This is a genomic window from Candidatus Acididesulfobacter guangdongensis, assembly GCA_004195045.1.
GTDB classification, from domain to species: Bacteria; SZUA-79; SZUA-79; order Acidulodesulfobacterales; family Acidulodesulfobacteraceae; genus Acididesulfobacter; species Acididesulfobacter guangdongensis.
On the sequence record SGBC01000001.1, the window covers coordinates 225,082 to 244,658 of the forward strand.

General features: G+C 29.0%; 13 protein-coding genes. 7 read left to right on the forward strand and 6 right to left on the reverse strand.

Annotation, left to right across the window (positions count from 1 at the left end; translation table 11 throughout):
* Window positions 1-98: 98 nt before the first annotated feature.
* The 6 genes from EVJ46_01110 to EVJ46_01135 all read left to right on the forward strand — a co-directional run bounded on the left by EVJ46_01110 (window position 99) and on the right by EVJ46_01135 (window position 9,186).
* Window positions 99-815 carry a class I SAM-dependent methyltransferase gene (locus tag EVJ46_01110; GenBank protein ID RZD16866.1) on the forward strand — a complete coding sequence of 239 codons (717 nt, stop codon included), beginning with the start codon at window positions 99-101 and terminating at the stop codon, window positions 813-815.
* Window positions 812-1,984 carry a glycosyltransferase gene (locus EVJ46_01115; GenBank protein RZD16867.1) on the forward strand — a complete coding sequence of 391 codons (1,173 nt, stop codon included), beginning with the start codon at window positions 812-814 and terminating at the stop codon, window positions 1,982-1,984. Before EVJ46_01110 ends, EVJ46_01115 begins: the two co-directional genes overlap by 4 nt.
* A 127-nt stretch (window positions 1,985-2,111) precedes the next feature.
* A complete protein-coding gene (locus tag EVJ46_01120) occupies window positions 2,112-3,317 on the forward strand; it encodes a glycosyltransferase (GenBank protein RZD16868.1) in 1,206 nt (401 codons plus the stop codon).
* A 1,040-nt stretch (window positions 3,318-4,357) separates the two neighbouring features.
* The gene (locus tag EVJ46_01125) at window positions 4,358-6,211 is read left to right on the forward strand and encodes a hypothetical protein (protein ID RZD16869.1); all 1,854 of its coding nucleotides are present in this window, start codon (window positions 4,358-4,360) and stop codon (window positions 6,209-6,211) included.
* Window positions 6,212-6,289: 78 nt separating this feature from the next.
* Window positions 6,290-8,794: a hypothetical protein gene (locus EVJ46_01130; protein ID RZD16870.1), complete on the forward strand. Its 2,505-nt coding sequence runs from the start codon at window positions 6,290-6,292 to the stop codon at window positions 8,792-8,794.
* Complete coding sequence (locus tag EVJ46_01135) at window positions 8,791-9,186, forward strand: hypothetical protein (protein RZD16871.1); 396 nt, start codon at window positions 8,791-8,793, stop codon at window positions 9,184-9,186. The genes EVJ46_01130 and EVJ46_01135 overlap by 4 nt, the downstream gene beginning before the upstream one ends.
* Before the next feature lie 54 nt (window positions 9,187-9,240).
* On the opposite strand, the gene EVJ46_01140 is transcribed toward EVJ46_01135, so the two are convergent.
* Together EVJ46_01140 and EVJ46_01145 are read right to left on the reverse strand one after the other, a co-directional pair.
* The gene (locus tag EVJ46_01140) at window positions 9,241-10,743 is read right to left on the reverse strand and encodes a DUF2079 domain-containing protein (GenBank protein RZD16872.1); all 1,503 of its coding nucleotides are present in this window, start codon (window positions 10,741-10,743) and stop codon (window positions 9,241-9,243) included.
* Between the two features lie 34 nt (window positions 10,744-10,777).
* Window positions 10,778-11,857 carry a glycosyltransferase family 2 protein gene (locus tag EVJ46_01145; protein RZD16873.1) on the reverse strand — a complete coding sequence of 360 codons (1,080 nt, stop codon included), beginning with the start codon at window positions 11,855-11,857 and terminating at the stop codon, window positions 10,778-10,780.
* A 237-nt stretch (window positions 11,858-12,094) separates the two neighbouring features.
* On the opposite strand from EVJ46_01145, the gene EVJ46_01150 reads away from it, so the two are divergent.
* Window positions 12,095-13,531, forward strand: coding sequence for a hypothetical protein (locus tag EVJ46_01150; protein RZD16874.1), 1,437 nt, complete (start codon window positions 12,095-12,097; stop codon window positions 13,529-13,531).
* A 199-nt stretch (window positions 13,532-13,730) separates the two neighbouring features.
* Here the strand turns inward: EVJ46_01150 and EVJ46_01155 are convergent, their stop codons facing one another.
* From EVJ46_01155 to EVJ46_01170, 4 genes are all read right to left on the reverse strand, one after another.
* On the reverse strand, window positions 13,731-15,023 hold the full coding sequence (locus EVJ46_01155; GenBank protein ID RZD16875.1) for a lipopolysaccharide heptosyltransferase family protein: 1,293 nt from the start codon (window positions 15,021-15,023) through the stop codon (window positions 13,731-13,733).
* 27 nt (window positions 15,024-15,050) lie between these two features.
* Window positions 15,051-16,652 (reverse strand): lipopolysaccharide heptosyltransferase family protein, encoded by a 1,602-nt coding sequence (locus tag EVJ46_01160; protein RZD16876.1) that lies wholly within the window; start codon window positions 16,650-16,652, stop codon window positions 15,051-15,053.
* A gap of 354 nt (window positions 16,653-17,006) precedes the next feature.
* Entirely contained in the window at window positions 17,007-17,816 is an 810-nt protein-coding gene (locus EVJ46_01165; protein RZD16877.1) for a hypothetical protein, read from the reverse strand.
* Between the two features lie 304 nt (window positions 17,817-18,120).
* Window positions 18,121-19,476 carry a lipopolysaccharide heptosyltransferase family protein gene (locus tag EVJ46_01170; GenBank protein ID RZD16878.1) on the reverse strand — a complete coding sequence of 452 codons (1,356 nt, stop codon included), beginning with the start codon at window positions 19,474-19,476 and terminating at the stop codon, window positions 18,121-18,123.
* Window positions 19,477-19,577: the final 101 nt, after the last annotated feature.

Below are 19,577 nucleotides of genomic sequence, written 5' to 3' on the forward strand. Positions count from 1 at the left end.
AATATTGTTGTTATTTCTTATTTATATTGGTTGATAAGATGTATTTTCGACAAAAATTTATAAAGTTGATGTAAATTCAATAGTTCAAATTCAATTAAATTAAAAAATATCTTGAGGGTATTGTTGTGAATCTTGAGGAATTGTATAATAAGAAGTATTATTTAGATAGGGATTATTTACCTATACATCTTCAAAATGCTATAGAAAATGTTCTTATACAAAACAATTTTCATAACATTTTAGAAGTAGGTGTTGGAACAGGAAGGCTTATGAATTCCCTGAGAGACAAGGGTTATAATGTCAAGGGAATTGATTCTTCACCTATTGCTGCAGAGATGACTGGTGCTATAATTGGAGATGCTACTTCAATACCTTTTGAAAACGAATCATTCGATTGTGTTTTGGGCATCAGTATTATCGAACATTTAAATGAAAAAGACGGTTTAGTATTTATTAAGGAAATTTATAGAGTATTGAAAAAAGGTGGTGGCGTATTTTTAGTCACTCCAAATTATTCTTCTCCTTTAAGAATTATAAAAGGGAATAATTGGTATGCTTATACCGATAAAACACATTTATTTTATTATACTCCAAAAAATTTACGTAATTTATTAAAAGTAAATGGCTTCAATAAAATAAAATTTACATTTAGATTAAAAGATCTTCCCGATTTCTGGCCTGTTGAATGGCCAATGGGATCAATTTTTAAAAAATTACCAAATTTTTTTAAGCATATCCCCTATCGCATTCTCATATCATCTCCGTTAGGACTTTATAGAGATACTTTTTGGATTTTTGGGAGGAAGATGTTATGAAAATAGGTGTTTTAATTGATAGATTAAACATTGGTGGCGTTGAAAAAATAGCAATCGAAGAGGTAAAAGCTCTGATTGACATTGGCGAAGATGCCTATTTATTAGTACTTTCAAGAAAAGCTGTTATTAAAGACGCTTTTGCAGATTTATTAAAAAATATTCCTGTAGTATATTTAGACGATAGATTACCTAAAATATTAAAATACTCCTTTAAAATACCAGGTTTTTATTTTTTTTCCTTTTTTCATTTGACTTACCCTTTTTTATTGCCTTTTGTCATCAAAAAAAAAGAATATGACATCATAATAAGTCATAATATATACACAACATTTTCTGCACTTTCCTTATCAAAATTCAATGCTATTCCATATTCTGTCTATGTCTGGGACCCACTTGCTTACAATCTAAAAAAAACATACAATAAAGGATTTATCCACAATATAATGTTTTTTATTCTTTTTTTAGGAAAAATAATCGATAAGATTTTAGTTAATAACTCAATGTTGGTTTTTGTTTCTGGCTATATTCACTATTCACAGCTTAAAAGTATCATTAAAGATGACAAAAAAATAAAATTAATACCATTAGGACATGATTATTTAAGGAAAATAAAAAATTATCGCGGTGATTATATTTTTATTGCAACTGCATGGAAGGAAGGAAAAGGGCTTGAAAATTTATTAAATGTTATTCAACAAATTCCGAATTGCGAACTTAAGGTAGGAGGCAAATGGATACAGGATAACTATAAAAATAAAATAGAATCAATTATAAAAAATTTAAAAATTTCAAATAAAGTTAAATTATTAGGAGAAATTAGCGAACAAGAATTAAATGATTTATACGCGAATGCTAGAGTTACCGTTATTATAAACGATGAACCAGGTTTTGGCATGCCTATTTTAGAAGCTGCTTCTAATGGATGTACTTTTATTGCAACTGAAACAAGCGGAGCAGCATATTTTTTTGAAAAAAATAAAGATGGATTTTTTTATCAATACAAGGATTATATAACTTTGAAATCATATTTAATAAAATTATTATATAATGAACGACTTGCCTATGATATGGGAAAAAATGCATGGCAAAAGGTAAAAGAGAATTATACTTGGCAAAAACACGCTCAAATTTTAATAAATGAAATAAAAAGCTTGATGATTGGAAAATAGGGCTATATAAAGTGCGATGATATTATTATGCGATATTGATTCTTAGACATAAGAGCTCTTACAATACGATAAAACAATATTGTTAAAGTTTAATTGTTTTTATATATAATTGATATACTGGAGAGAAATGAATCAGGTAATAATAATAGCAAATAATACTTTCGGAAAGATGATGAGTGGCGGAGATAGAATATGGATTGAACTCACAAAAAATTTAACGAAAACATTGAACATCGTTTTATTTACATCTGAAGAAGGTTTATTATTGCTTAAGAAGAGTCAAAAAAAAGAAGCTAATATTAGCATTATTAAAACCGATAAGGAGTTTGAATATAATAATTTATATTCTATTTTAGGATTAATTAAGATGCAAATCCGAAGAACATACAAAGGTATAAAATATATTTCAGCAAATATAGATATTATTAAAAATTCAGATTTTATATATTCATCATCTGACTTTTATCCTGATTTTTTACCAGCTTTTTTTGCAAAAATAATTAATAAAAAAATAAAATGGGTAGCCGGATTTTATCTTTTTGCACCTTTTCCATTATTCAGAAATACACCATATAAAGGAATTCATAGAGTAAAAGGACTACTTTACTGGTTTATGCAACTGCCGTCATATTTTATTGTTAAATATTTCGCAGATTATGTGTTTGTAACTAGCGAACCCGACATTAAACGATTTCACTTTAAGAAAAAGAATAAATCTAGAATTTTAGCAATAAAAGGTGGTATAGATATATCAGAATCTGAAAAATATTTGAAATTTAATGATAATATCATTCCGCTAGATAAAAGAAAATATGATGCCTGTTTCGTTGGAAGATTCCATGCCCAAAAAGGATGCCTTGAACTTATAGATATATGGAGTAATGTAAATAATAAAAAAAAATTAAAACTTGTATTGATAGGCGACGGAGAATTAAGACATGAGATAGAAAATAAAGTAGCCAAACTTTCTCTGCAGAACCAGATTGATATATTAGGCTTTTTAGACGGAAAAGATAAATATGAAATATTTAAACAATCAAAATTAATGATCCATCCTGCAATTTACGATAGTGGTGGAATGGCTATGGCTGAAGGGATGGCCTTTGGGTTACCAGGAATGAGTTTTGACCTTGAGGCTTTAAAGTCATATTATCCAAAAGGTGTTATTAAAATACCATGTTTTGATATTGATGCTTTTGCTAATGCAATTATTAGTTTGTTGGAAAATGAAAAACTTTACAAAGAATTTTCAAAAGAAGCTTATAAATATGCTAAAACCTGGGACTGGAGAGAAAGAGCAAATTATATTTATAAACAGGTTTTTGAAAAATAACATAAAATAGCGAATAATTAATTTTCTTTATAACTTAACTTAAGTAACAAAATATATATATAAAGTTTAATTGATGAATTAAAGTCTTTAATAATAATTTAAGTAAATATAATATTATCTAAAATTTAGTTAATTAATTTATCAATATGATTGTTAAGAAAATTATTAATAAACTAAATTTCCATAAGTATCCGATAATTGTTTTTATAATACTTTCCTTTATTCCTTTTTTATGGTTTCATGGTGAGCCAATATCTTTTGGAGACCCAGGATTTTTTTTTATATTTTATCATCCTAATTATATTATTAAAAAAGGCTTTTATTTAATTCTTCCAACAAACTTAGGTATCTTTCCTTATTTATTATATTTTTATCCTGTGCTTCTAATCTTTTCCGCTATTTTTTTTGTCAGCGGACATAATTATTTAATTTCGCAAGAAATTATATTTGTTTTAATAATGTTTTTTTCAATGTTATATTTTTATTTATTTTGTATGGAACTAAATATTTTTGAAAGAAACAAAAAATTTATTTCTACTATAGCTGCTATTTTTTATTTATTTAATTTATTTGTTCTTATTTATTATATTACAATATTTCAATTCAGCTTTTACTTATTGCCATTTACTTCAATATTCCTCTATATCCTTATAAAATGGTTAAATACAAAAAAAATTATTTATATTGTAATTATGTCATTAATTATTTCATTATTCTCCATAGGCGAATTTGAATTTCCAACCTATACTGTGATTATTTTATTATTTTTGTTTATCTTTATATATAAAGCTTTGGAAACGATTAATTTCAAAAATATAAAAGAAAAAATTAAATACTCAGGACTATCTTTGTTAATAATTTTTTTGATTAATATGTGGTTTATCTTGCCATTTCTATATAATTCTTTTTCAGAATATTATAGTTTTCAAAAATATACCCCAGCCTTTAAACAAATTTATTATGGAAATTCATATTTCACAAATATTTTGGAGTATTTTTCCAATGGTGCTTCTTTTGTTAATAGCGGATTTCTTAGTTCGATGCATTTTAATTGGGTAAATATGTACCATAATGATATTTTTACTATTTTAGGTTTTTTAGAAATTTTTATAATTTTAATTCCTATCATAATAAATTTTAAAAAATTTATTATGATAATATTATTATTTTTATTAGGCATTTATTTCAGCATTGGCGCAAAGCCACCGTTTAGCGATATTAAGATATGGCTATTCCAGCACTTACCTTTTACAAAGTTATTTAATGAAAATTATGCTTTTAATTCATTCGTTGTTGTCTCTGCGTCAATTTTATTTGCTTATGGCATTGGAATAATTTATAATGCTATTAAAAAAAAATTAAGATATTTATATGCCAATATTATAATATCAATTCTTCTATTTATATTTTTAGGTTTATATGTTTTTCCTTTATGGTCAAATAATATTTTTAAAGGTTATCAATTTTATAATGGAAAAAAAATATTATTTAGTATAAAAATTCCCGACTATTATAATAAAGTTAAAAAATATTTTAAACAGAGGAAAGTTAATTATAATATCCTTACGTTACCATTAGTCAGTAGTGAAAATCATTATAATTGGCATTTTGGTTTTGAAGGAAATGGCCTCACATTTTTATTATATGAGCACTCCAGCATATCAAATCTAATGCATGGTTTATTTTCTCAGGATATTTTAATAAATAAATTTCAAAATAATGATTATAAAAAATTCATTAACGCAGCAAATCTGTTTTCCATAAAGTACATCGTCTTGCAAAATGATATACTAGAATACCATAAGTATTACACATTAATAAAAAATCATTTTAATCTGAAACATATATCTAAGGCAGAATTACGCTCAATTTTAAACACATCAAAAGGCATAAAATTAGCAAGGAAATTCGGCAAACTCGACATATACAAGATATCCGATAAATATTTCCTATTCAAAGTATGGACGCCAAAAAGAGTAATATTTGTAAAGCATGAGTTAAAATTGCATGATTTAGACAATTATATGGTGCCTATTGCAATGCAAAATAGCTTTAAAGTCAGAACAGCGGTATTTGCAAAACTATTTTCTCAAAACAGGCATTCGGAAAGAATAAAAAATCATGAATTAAATAATATTGCGGATAAATATTCAAAACAGTATTCATTAATCAATAAAACATTATATATACCAGAATCTGATAAAACGCTGAAAATATCTGAAACAGTAAAAAAAATTACAGCTCCGACCATTGAATTTAAAGAAATTAACCCTTCAAAATATGCGGTTATAGTGCATAATGCAAAAGCAAGTTTCCCCCTTATCTTTAATTTAATGTATCTGAAAGGCTGGGATGTTTACCCTCAGGTTTATCCTAAAAAGACAAACGTTAATTATTCAGAAAATAATTTTAATCATAATAATAATGTAGGCGATATGTCAACGCAGCCTGATAGCAATACTTATAAAAATACGATATTTCCGGGCAATAAATTTATCTCCAAAGATATAAACGGAACAGCGCAAAACAATAACATTCCAGACGGGCATATCCTGCAGACTTTGTTTGAAAAACCCCTTCCCGCCAAATATCATTTTGTTGCCGACGGCTATTCTAATTCGTGGTGGATTAATCTTAACTATATTAAAAAATTAGGTCGGCAGTATTATAAAGTAAACAAAAACGGAACGGTAAATTTTGAACTGATAATTGATTACTGGCCTCAAAGACTGCTGTATATAGGTTTGATTATTTCAGGTTCATCACTATTTATTATAATAGCTTATCTAATTTACGACGCTACAAGAAAAAGAAAAAATAAAAAGGGCATAAAAAATAATATTGAAAGTAGCAATGCAGATGAAGATATAAACGTTAAAAATACAAAAATTTAGCTAATTAATCAGTTAAATAAGATTAAAATATTAAATAATATCTGACACTTAAAAAAATATATTGTTTATTAGGCGATTATGAGCGTAGACAAAAAAATAATTTCAGACGTAAAAACTATACTTTCAGGGCTGTTTAAAACAGGTTTAAACGTATGGAAAAATAAACTTAAAATCGTTAAATGGGTTGCCATTATTCTTATTCTGTTTTTTGCCTACAGAGTTTATAAAATTTTAACGGTTCATAAAACTGTAATTCAAAATCATGTTGTATCTAAAATAATTCATGTAAAAAAAACCGGTTATTACAGGCTGTCGGTTTATATCAAACCAAAAACAGCCTACTTCCGTAAAAGGCAAATACTGGCCCAAATAAAAGGTCTCCATAGAATTTCAGGATTAACCGTCCATAATTATTTATACGCTTATAAATCTAAAATTTTATTAAATAAAGAAAATATTGATAAATTTAAAAAGGACAAATACCGTCATTTAATATTCAAGGCGAAGATAACAGGAAAAGGAAGTTCTCCTTTTATTCTATTTTATGTTTCTTTTTCTAATCCAAATTTGCCGGACAGAATCATTTATACGCCTGTTAATATTCCCGTAAAAAACGTGCTCAGAAATTATACCGCGCTGGGAAGATTCAGAAAAAACGGATATATTAAACTGACCAAAAATCCATATAAGAAAAAACCCGCTGTCGGACTGACAAAATCTCTATACCTTTATCCTAAATTTGCTATAAAAGGTAGAATTAAATACGTTAAAGCCTATATTGAATATGAAATAAAACATAAAAAATATTTTTCAAAATATTTTAGTCTGCCAAACGGCGGCTTAATAAATCTTTACAGCATAATTAAAAACAAAAAAATCAAACATTGGAGAAACGCTAAAATTGTTAAAATTGATTTTGTCGTAAAAAAATATAAAAAAATAAAAGGCGCTGTAAAATTTATTAATCTTGGTTTAATATATCCAAATTATGAACCATTGAAAAAAACGTTTGAAGATTTTATATATAAAAGATATTTAACGCGATTTACGCAAAAAAGCAAGCTGTTTAATAAAATGCTTTTAAAATATATCAGACATGTTAAAAAAAACGGAGCATTTGTTTCTGCGAAAATAATAAAGCAGAATTTAATCCATAAAATATTAGATAAGATATTTTTAATTGATTATAACACTAAAATAAAGCATATCGGTCATATTAAAAATAAAATAGTCAGACATTTTTACAGGTTTGTATATAAAAAATACTTGATAAAACAGAATCTATTAAGTCATTCGTTACCGCATTTTAATAAACCAAAATATTTTTATAAAAATATTTTAATCCCTATTCCTTCAAAGGATGTTTTGGTAATAAAAAGAGAAGGCTATAACGGAAAAAAATCTTATTACAGCAAAAAAATTTATGATGTATATGTATATTTCTACAAATTAAAATTTTATAAATATTGGTCTTCAGATAGACATATTTTAAAAGAAATACTTAGGAATTATCATATTAAAAGCAATAGCTTATTTAAACTTTTCATGCTAAGAGGAAGTAACGATGATTACTGGTACGGCAAATATTATTATGAGCGTTATCCAATATTGAAAAGTTTAAGGTTTTTTACTTTTGATAAAAAAATGAAAAAGATAAGCGGATATTTTTATTATAAAAGTCTCCCAATGAAATATCCTGAATTTTTAAAATTTCCGGCTAATTTATATTCAGGTAAAACAAAAAAAATTAATTTAATAAATTTTTTAAATTTGTCTCCCGAATTTGATTATCAAAATCAATTAACTTTAATAAATTTTTTCAGCACAAATCCGTTCAATTTTTTAAAGAATGTTTTTTTATTAACTAAAAATAAAAAAACGTTAAATATAAAGAGTAGTAGTAGTAGTAGTAGTAGTAGTAGTAGTAGTAGTAAATTTGGCGTGGCAGGCAAAAATCATGGAAAACTGTTTTTTAAAATAATCAAAACTAGCTATCGATTTTATAAAAAAATCTTTATTTTAAAATTTAAAACATACACTGCCCATAACTATAATTATGGATTAATTCGTTTTAGGACTAATATAAATTTAAGAAACATGAAAAAACTGGTAGTTAACGGTTTTTTGGTTAACCATAACGATACTAAAAAAATTAGAGTTCCGTTGACTTATTATTTGAGAAAAGATAAATTAGTTGTTATAATGTCGCATATAAAATCAATTAATTTAAGGAATTATAATAAATTTATCTTAATAATTAATAAAAAAAATATAACTCATTACGGCAGATTTAATTTTAAATTAATTAATAATAAAATCTATTTGATAAAATATTCTTTATCTCATATTGCATTAATGAACCTTTTATTAAATCAAACCTTGTTTAAAATTAATACTAAAAAATTATCTTTAAAAGATTTTAATTTATCTTCAGGACAGATAAATAAATTGTTTAGAAAATATGGTTATTGGTTGCATAAAAAAATATTTCTTGAAAGAGGCGTCTATTTCATTAAAAATATTACCTCTCAAAATTCAAATTTTACAATCTCTCTAATAAGCTTAAACAAAATTAGAAAATGAAAACACTGACAAATAATATTATATTTATCATATTACACATTGTAGGTATAGCTTTTGCCATAGATTTGATTTTTAGGATTGTCCACGGTAAACTGGGTTTCGGATTTCAATGGCTTGGATTAATTGTTGTTATCCTGTACGGGTTATGGGTGCGCTATATATTAAGAGAAAAATATTTTAATAAAATTGAATTTTTTAAAACAAGGCTGTCCGCCCCGTATTCTCTAGGGGCTGTTTTAATGCTTTTTATTGCCATGATTATTGATTTAGCCGGCAATGAAAGGCTTGCGAACGGTTTTGCAATTATTGTTTTTTATCTTTTAATAGCGACTGTGGTTATTGAAGGAACAGACTCTATTAAACAGAGGTTAAAACATCGAATGCAAAACTAATGCATATAAAATAAAATTCATATAAAAGTTAAGTCCATATTTTATTTTAATAAATTAATTATTAAAATTCCCATTAGAATTAATTCTTTTGAGAATAAAATTACATTGGCTGTTATAAATTATTTTAAATTTTCCTTTGTTTATAATGCCGTCAAGATCTTTAATCAGTTTTTTATCTTTTCTATGATACATTTGCCGATATACGCATGTTGAAATAATTATATATCTCACATTTTTATTAATTTGCGGAAATAAATATACCTTCTTTTCCTTAAAATCCCACGGATAAGCGAACATACTGACGGAAGTTACAGAATCTTCGGGTATCTTTTTTAATGCCGTTTTATAACTTTTTATATCAATATTTTTATCTAATTTGTAAATTTTTAAATTAAATATATTATCTAACACGTTGTAATTTAGCTGAGAATAATTCTGAATTATATAAGGAATTACGATAAGCATTGCTAACAGTGTGAAATTAAAAAGTTTACTGTTTTTGTCTAATTTTTTAACTAAAAAACTCTGCTTAAGATTTTTTATACCGTAAATACTTGCTAAAACAAAAAACGGAATAACGTAAAATGAATACTGTAATATAAATTCTGATTGAAACGAATAATTAACCAATAAATTCATCATTAATGCAGGAATGATTATTAGAAAATATCTTCCGGAAAACAATGGCAATAAAAGAAATGCTAAAAAAAGAAATAAAACAAATTTAAAATAGATAGTGATGTTGTTATAAAAAGGTAAAAAAATTGATTTCAAAAGTCCCGAAAAATTAAATTCATATAAATCCTTTAAACCATAACTAATCATAGGGAATCTGTTCGTATCCATATATGACCCACCATTTGTTACAAGTGCTTTATAGGTATCGTAATTCATATGCGGCAACATAATGAAAATTGCAGACAATCCATAAATTATGGAAATAACCGCCAAAACGTAGGCGTGTTTATTTCTATAATCCGTTAAAAACATAAATATACATACCCCGGTTGCATAAATAAAGGAATCTATTTTCGTTATTAAAATTAAAAAAAAGAATATATAAAGCAATAGATTTTGTTTTTTTTTTGCAAAATATAACGCAAAAGATATGAAAGGAACATAAAATACCGAAACATGAAAATCAAACATATTTCCGGTATGAAGCTGAGGATTTAAAAGCAGAAGCAAAGGAGCAAGGTAAGCCCCATTTTTTCCGATTATGTCTTTATAAAGCCAGTAGAAAGGAAAAGCGCTTATTCCAATTAAAAAAGACTGCAGTATAAGAAATAATGAAACATGAGGAATGATTTTGTATAGAAAACCTAAAAAGAAATATAAGGGTTCCAAATATCCGCTTCCATAAAAAATATGGGTTCCGTAACTCATAAAATGTCCGTGAGCAATGCGATAAATATTATGCATTTCAGCTCCAAAATCCATATAAGACGCGTGAAATGTTTCATATCTTAATATAGTTGCTGCTGAAAAAATAATTGTATATATTACGGCAAATACTAAGGGGGGATAATTTTCTTCTATTTTTTTAAAAAAAGTCATTTTGTTTTCAATATTCAATATTATTAAATTTTAATCATAAATAATACTTATTTCTATTTTTGATAATAGCAATATTTGTCATGTGTTTATAATGCAGGGTTTTTAATTCATAATCCCACTTTTGTTTGAATTTTTCTTTATTGCATACATTAACATTATTATTTTCATTTTTAGCATCATCATTAAATCTTATATTATTTCTATTTTTACTAATTGCTTTTTTCTTTCCATAGGTAACATTCTCATAATGTATTACTAACGATTTAGGCTGATAAACGACTTTGTATCCCCTTTTCCTTACTTCAAATGCAAGGTCCGCATCTTCATAATATGCAGGGGCATATCTTTCGTCAAACCCGCCTATATCTTTAAATAACTCTTTTCTGATCATTATACAGGCGCCTGAAATATAATCAGCTTCTTTAATGTAATTATATTCGGGTCTGTTTGGATTGTCTAATCTTCCAAATTGCCATGAATCGCCTTCTTGCCATATTATTCCTCCTGCCTCAAGAAGAACGCCGTTAGGATATATAAATTTAGGACCGACCATTCCTATGCTTTTATCCTTTTCTATCAATAGTAAAAGATTATTAAGCCAGTCTTTTTGGACCTTGGTATCGTTATTTAAAAACAGGATATATTTGCCTGACGCATGTTCAGCCGCATTATTGCAGTTTTTTATAAAACCAAGATTGTTTTTATTTCTGATTATTTTTACATTTTTCACATATTTTTCAATATTTACTGTTTCATCGGATGACTTATCGTCGGCTATTATTATTTCATAACTGCAATTAATATCCCCTATCTCATTATAGTCTTTTGATCTGCAATAATCCTTCGTATTTTCTAAAATGGACTTTAAACACATATAGGTAAAATTCCACTGGTTATAAACAGGAATTACAATAGATACTGAACAAGGGTATTTATGGGCAGACATTTCAAAAGTTGGGAAAATAAGCGGGGTGAAATTTTGTTTTAACTTTTTAAAATTTTTATTATAACTGCTGCTAAAAAATATTAAATTAATAGCGTTTATAAATACATTAAACCTGCACTTTTTTAAATAATACCATACCTTCATTATCCTATTTTTAGAAATTATCATGTTATAGTAAGATGTTAAGTTTTTTATATAATTTTTTTAACTTATTTTATTTGCAATTATATTATAATAGTAATTAATGCAATGTTTATGTACATATTTAGTAAATTAACAACAATAACAATAAGCTGTAACATTAATATTTTATAAAAAAGTTTTTACAATAGTTATGTAATTAATATAATTAATATGGTATCGATAAAAAATTATAACATATAAGTAAGTGAAATAAAAACCATTTTGCCATTAAATAATCTATCAAATAAACAAAGATTTATAAGAAATTTTTCGCTACTGCTAAGCTCCCGCGTTTTAACCGCAGTATTAACGCTTCTTGTCAATATTCTGCTTATTAAGAGACTTGGTACCTCTATCTACGGCGAATTCGCTTTCGCTCTTACTCTGAGCGGATATTTTTTGTCTATCGCCGATACTGGCTTATCGCCTTTCGGAGAGACGGAGGCTGCAAAACATAAAAGCGATATAAATAAAATCGTCGAAGATATATCTTCTGCAAGATTTTTGCTTTCATTAATTTCAACGGTTATTATTATCTTTATAGGACTATTAATGTTTAAAGATAGCCCGCGGCAAAAAAGCATGCTGATAGTTATTGCCTTTCTACCCCTAATATACTCTTCCAATTTTTCATGGGCGTTAAGAGGCATTGAAAAAAACCATGTAATTCTGACAACTAACCTTATAGGAGGATTAATTTATTTTCTTGGAGTTTTATTAATAGTTAAAAATTCAAAATGGTATTTAACCGCTGTTTTGTTATTTTTAGCCAGCAATATTATAACTTCCGCTTTTCAATTCGGTTATATTAAAAAATTAATAAAAAAAATAAAAATTAGTTTTTCATACGTTTCAGTTAAAAAAACCGTTAAGAATTCCCTGCCGTTCGGGATTTTTTCATGGTTCAGTGTTTTATATATAAGCTATCCTATTGTTTTTCTAAAAATTTTCAGCGATAATAAAAATATCGGATTATACTATATAACATACAAGCTTATGGTGTTTATCTTCGTTATATTCAATTTAACGGGCAATGCTTTCATTCCAGTCATTTCGGACGCTATAAAAGCAAAAGACAATGAAAAAGAATCAAAAATTTTAAGCGAACTCATTAAATTTACTTACACTTTTTCAATTCCTGTATGCTTCGGCGGTTTTGTAGTCAGCCACAATTTGATTGCCGAACTCTTCGGGATAAAAATTATTGAGAGCGCACTTCTTTTAAGAATGATGATATGGGCTGTTATTCCGGTTGGAATAAGTTCGGCGCTGATATCCTATCTTATGGCAAAAAACGCAAAAAAATCTCTGGTAAAATCTGCAGCTTTTGCATCAATAACCGGATTTATATTTTCAATTTTTTTAATTAAATATCTTGGAGTAAAAGGCGCGGCGTATTCGTTAAATTTTATTGAACTTATAATGGCAGGCGGTTTAATATATTTTACGTATAAAATTATAAAAATTAAATTTGATATAATAAACTTCATAAAAGTTTTGGCGGCATCCGCGATTATGGCGTATGCCGTTATGCTGACTCATCAGAAATTAATTTTAAGCATTTTTATAGGAATGGCGGTTTACGCCACATTATCGCTGATTTTAAAGACTATAACAAAAAAAGATATTAAAGAGCTTAGAAGTTTAATCGTAAAATAATACCCTCCCACTTCTCTTATATCTCATAAAATATCTTTTTACCTTCTTTTAAAGAGCATTAATTCTGGTTTTATCTCCTCGTCCTCAAAAAAATGAAAAGAATAAATCAAGAATTTAAAACCTTTTATTTTATATTTATATATTTTATTAAACACTCCTTATTCAGAAACTGAATTAATTTTCTGTGCTGAACCGTTTATTATTTTTTTTTAAGCAGTTTTTCTATTTTTTGAATGACGGATTCGACAGTTATCTCTGCAATATCAAACTTATCATCGTAGCCGTGCCCCGTCCTCTTTGTTGTTTTGATGTAATCGTCAATGTTTTTTTCTATTTCAGGATGAAAAACGGCTGCATAATTATTGCTGCCGGCAATTCCGGCGGGATAAGGAACAAAAAGACCGTATGGAGGTCCTCCGGTAGAAATTACAATTACGGCGGATTTTGCAAGAGCCATTGCTATGTGCGGCGCCATAGTTTCGTTTGAAACGACCAATGATGCGCCTTTAATTACGGAAAGAAGTTCTATAAGCGAAATTTTGCCCACGGTGTCCGTAAATGGAAACGGAAAATATTTTTTAAATTCTGAAGTATCGTTCAGTTCGTCTTTGCCGCCGCATAAAACTGTTTCGTAACCGTGTTTGTTCTTTAGATATGATGCAACCTCGGCAAAGTTTTTAGCAGACCACTTTCTATGTTTAACGCTTGCGCCGATAAAAAAGGCGGCGTAAGGAGGACGGGCTTTATCAGTAAAATCCAGATTTATAAAAGGTTTTTCAAGTTTTATTTCCCTGCCCGTCATTTTTTCAAAAAAGTTCCTGTTTTTATAAAATTCAAACCGTAAGCCTTCGGCGTCAGGTATTAAAATATCGTATATTTTTTCAAGTATTATTCTGCGGTACGGTTTTAAAAAACGGGAGCTTCTTATACTGCCTATTTTTTTGTCCGCTTTAATAAGATATGCCAAATCGTTGTCGGCGTTAAAAAATTCTCTGCCGAAAGGATGAATAAGAATATCGTATTTAACGGACGTTATTTCTTTAAATTTTTTATATCTGTAAAAAAAATCTGTTGTAATCCGTTTTTTGTCGAGCCAGATAAATTCATCGACAAATTCTTTGTCTAAAAATTCTGCCAAATCTTTCCATGCGGCATTGCCGAGAAGCGTGATTTTGTAATCCGAAAATGCTGGGGTTTTTTTTAATATTTCTAAAAAGTTTCTAAATAAAATATAATCCCCTATGCCGTCCTGACGAAATATAATGATGCGTTTAGTATTTAAATTGGGATTTGAGTTTGAGTTTTGATTTGGATTTCTATTTCGATTTGAAGGCTGACGTAGCAATATACGGAATAATGTTACGAATGTTAATAGCAATGAACGCAAAAAAATCAGCGCCGCAGCAGGCATGTATATAAAAAGCTTATTGTAAAGCTTATACAAACGCCTTTTTAACGTTTTTGCAATTCGTTTTATGTTAAAATCAGTCATAGTAATGTTATAAACAGTTGAATTATGTCATAAGTTAATTTTTTGTTTTATCTCTTTGATAATATCGGCAGGTTCTATTGAATTCATGCATTCGGGCGTACTTAACCCTTTGGGGCATGCGTTCATCCAGTCGTCGGCGCTCCACCAGCAATTTCCGCAAATACGCGGAGATATGTTTATATTTTCGGAATATGAACAATATTGAGCGTTTGTAGGCCCGAAAATGACGGCACTGACTGTTCCGAGACAGGCTGCTATGTGAACAAGTCCTGAATCTGTATCTATGTGCAGGCTTGCTTCCGAAATAACGGAAGCCGCCTCTTTTAAAGTAGTTTTGCCCCTTAGGTTTAAATCGACGCCTATTATATCTGAGCCGTTGCCGAGTCCCCCAAGCTGAACGATTTTATGGTGCGGAAAATTCAGCTTTAATAATTTGACAAGTTCGTTCCATTTTTCAAGCGGATACGATTTTGTAGAACTTTTGTTTTTGCTGCGTATTTTTGTGTTCTCATCCCATCCGTCGTGAACTGTAATAAATTTAACGTCTTTAAGCTTGAATTTTGAAAGGGCGGATAAATCTGTTTCAATGGGGATTTTGGCAGTTGTTCTGCGAATGTTAGAGATTCTTTCATTAACTCTTAAGGCGGATGCCGCGACATTTGAAAGGTTCTGTAAAGCGGTAGCGGTTGGTTCTAAGCCGATGCCCGCCGCCCAGTTTAAATACGACTCTCTAGAAAGTCCCATGTCCGTCACGGCTTCCGCTAATATCCCCTCGCTGAACGGACGTGTTTTAATATATTTTTCTATAGGTTTTTGGTTTGTTTTAATATTTTCTATAATTTTTAATAACGGCTTAAACTTTTGTGAAAGTTTCTTTTCGTTTCCGTTTGACCAGTTTATTTCCACTTTGATAAAAAAAGTGTTAAGTTTTAAATCTATATCATAAAATTTATGCAGATAAGAATAATCGGTCAAGCCCATTAGCTTTCTTATAAAAGTATGCGGAGATGTTATAAATTTTATAGAATCAGGAGTTCTGTAGAATATGTCGAACACAATTTTGCTTACGCCTTGAGGAAAGCCCGCATAATCAAAGTTCCCAAGCGGTAAGCTATCGCCCTGAAAACCATCCGCATATAAATAATAATCGGCAAGGTCTTTTAAAAATCTTATTGCGACAATAGCATCTCCTATGCCTGCGTTACCTATATTAACCGCTATAAAGCATGTGTCAGAGCCGACGGTATCAGCTTTGCCTGTTCTTCTTGTTCTCGTTTCTGTCTCTGTTTCTGTCTCTGTTTCTGTCTCTGTACCGGTTTTATCGCCACTATTAACTTTGTCTGTTCCTGTTCCTGTTCTTATCTCTGTTTCTGTCTCTGTACCGGTTTTGCCGCCGCTATCAACAATAACCGCCTGCAGACCCAATGCTGCATTGCATCTCTTTATACGCGTTTTTATTTTTTTAAAAGGTATTATAAAAATATATGCGAAAGAATATTTAATAAATTTATCTATCGGCATCCCGCCTTTTAAAAGATAGCAGATTTTTTTTATTTTTATTCTTAGCGGAGAAGCAGCAAGCTTTTCTATTTCATTTTTTTTCTTTAATTTTATTTCTTCCAATTCCATTTGTTTTTGAAAATAGGGAGTAAAAATATCGACAAAGACCGTTTTTTGAGAATAAATAAATCTGACAACTTTTTAAGCAACGAGGTAAAAATTAAGGAAGCGTTAGACATTTCGTGTCAGTCTGATTTTTTATTGGTTAATTTGTAAAAATTATATCATATTTTTTGTTTTTAAATTAAAAATATTTGCCGCCGTAATAAAAGTTGGTCAAGGTTAATCTACAGTTTTTTCAATAACGGTTTTTTGTTGTTGAAGAAATAAGGTCAACTATATTATTTAATCACTGAACCACTTGTCAAATCTGAAAATAAGGGGGGGGGGACAAATTAAAATTAAAAATTAAAGGCAGTAGACTTATTGATTTGTATTGGAAATCTCTTCTATCTGATAAGTCTTGAAGAAATCTATATGAGGATATTTCTCTGTTAAGTAGTCTTCGACTTCCGGAGCGTAAATATACCCTATCATAAAACCTTTGACTTCGGCGTTAAAATGCTTTTCTAATCTTTTAAGCATAAGGTCGAATTTATCGACGTCTTTTTTGCCGGGCTGAGCTTTGGATTCGCCTATGATATAAATCTTTCTGCCGTTTATTTCCCCTTCGAGATGAAGGTTGACCTCGTCATAAGACCCGTTTGCATACTTAACGTTTTTTCTTTCCACTTTATTAATAACGGCATTATATTGATTTAAGGCAAACTTTTTCATAAAAGGCATATATTTGTCTTCTATGCCGTAACCTACAGCCATTGAAAGACCGCCTAACTGTTTTTTAACGTCTGCCATATCTATAACGAGCTGTCTTACGGTTTCTTCCGTCTTCTTCTGCGCCTCAGCAAGCTCTTCGACTCTTACCTCAGTTCTCTTCTGCGCTTCAGCAAGCTCTTCGACTCTTGCCTCAGTTCTCTTCTGCGCTTCAGCAAGCTCTTCGACTCTTGCCTCAGTTCTCTTCTGCGCTTCAGCAAGCTCTTCGACTCTTGCCTCAGTTCTCTTCTGCGCTTCAGCAAGCTCTTCCATTATACGCTCAAGCCTGTTAAATTCAACCTTGGTTACTATGTTCGACTCGTCGATTATCACTTGAGATATAATCTTAGTAAGGGCTCTCGCCTGCTGTTCGCTGAACGAATCTTGAAGATCTTCGTAAATTTTAAATGTATTAGCCATATCGGTTTATGGGGTTGTATCTTTGCCTTTCGGTTTATTTATAAATTATTATTATAAAAAAAATATAATATGCTTTTATTAATAAATTTTAACATTTAAAACTGTTTTTTTCAAATTAAAAATTATGGATTATTAATCCGTAAATTATGAATAATAACTCATTTTAATATAAAAAATTGAATAAAAATTGTGCGATTAAAGGGCGATGATTAAATTCAACTATATTATTTATTCTATTTTTTTTAATTTTATTTCTTCCAATTCCATTTGTTTCTTACTCCAGCGTGCATTTTCAAATTATTTATCATATATTTATTCCGCTGCTGTTACGTTTTATATCGTTTATAACCGCATCTATGTCTATTAAATCCATACATTTTAAATTATATCGGCAGTCGCTTATTTTATAAAAAGAACACGGAGCGCAGTCTGAATGAGACCGGAAATAGCCTATATTGTTAAACGGCAGAGAGTTAGCCGGATTTGAATATCCGAAAAGGCAGTAGGTGTTGGTATTAACTAAAGAGGATAAGTGCATGAGTCCGGAATCGATGCATATGTTTAAAGCCGAATTTTTCAACAAAACCATAGCCTCTTCTATATTTTTGGTTTTTTCTATTGTTATGCCTTCTTTTTTTATGCGGTAGTTTTGTTGATTATTATCTCGTAACTTATCATGCCGGTTACAACGTCCGCCAATGTTACTAATGTTATCAGCAGTGTCGTTACTATTATTATCATAATCGCTGTTATCGCAATAGTAATCACAATCAACCTCTGCGGCATTTTTAATTTCTTCCAGACAAGCGTAATCGTCTGGTCCGCCTAAAAGACTTATATTACAGCCGTTAAATTCATTTCGGAGAAGTTTTATCAGCTTCACGGAACCTGCAAGCGGCAGTTTCCTATGCATAAGTCCTCCGCTGTTGCTTGATAGCACGAGGATTATGTTTTTCTGATTGCCTTTCTGATTGACGGCGGTTTCATTTTTATTTTCATTTTTATTTTTATTTTTATTTTTATTTTCTAATTCAACGGGTTTTAAGGTAAATTCTTTCACTGGCGGCAGATTAAAAATCTTAAATAGTTTAAGATAATTATCAAATATGTGTATATCTGCGTTTAAATCTTCAAGGCGGTCGTATATGCTTTTTTTAATCTTAAGCGTATTAAATCCTATTATATATGTTTTAGAGGTTTTTGCAAAAGCAAGCATCAGCGGTATATTTACCGGCATTCCGGTCGTATCGATAATGACGTCGTAGTTATTTTTGTTTATTGATTTTATCGTTTTTATATAATCCGACAAATTTAGCGGATTAATAAAAATAACGTTTACACGGTTTAAACCTTCAGTGTTTAATTTTTCTTCAGAATTCAAACTTGAAGCGAAAATTCGAAAAACGGGGACTTTAGCGGTAGTTAAAATGTCTATCTTTATTTTGGAATATTTTGTTTTAAGCCTGTTTATAATTTCGGTCAGATAAACTGCATCGCCCATTCCTTCGAGTTTTATTACGAGTATTTTTTCAATAGAATCTGACAAGGGAACGTTTTTGTCGTATTTGTTGCTTTTGCGTTTAAAAAGCGCAAGAATTTTAACAAAAATTAAATTATCTATCAATCTTGCAACAATACGGTTAAGTTTTTTATTATTCATATTTAAACAACAAAAATAAAAAGTGTCAGATTATTGCACAAATGCCAATAAGTCCTGAAATGCAGATTTGACAAGGGTTTAACAAATTAAATAATATAGTT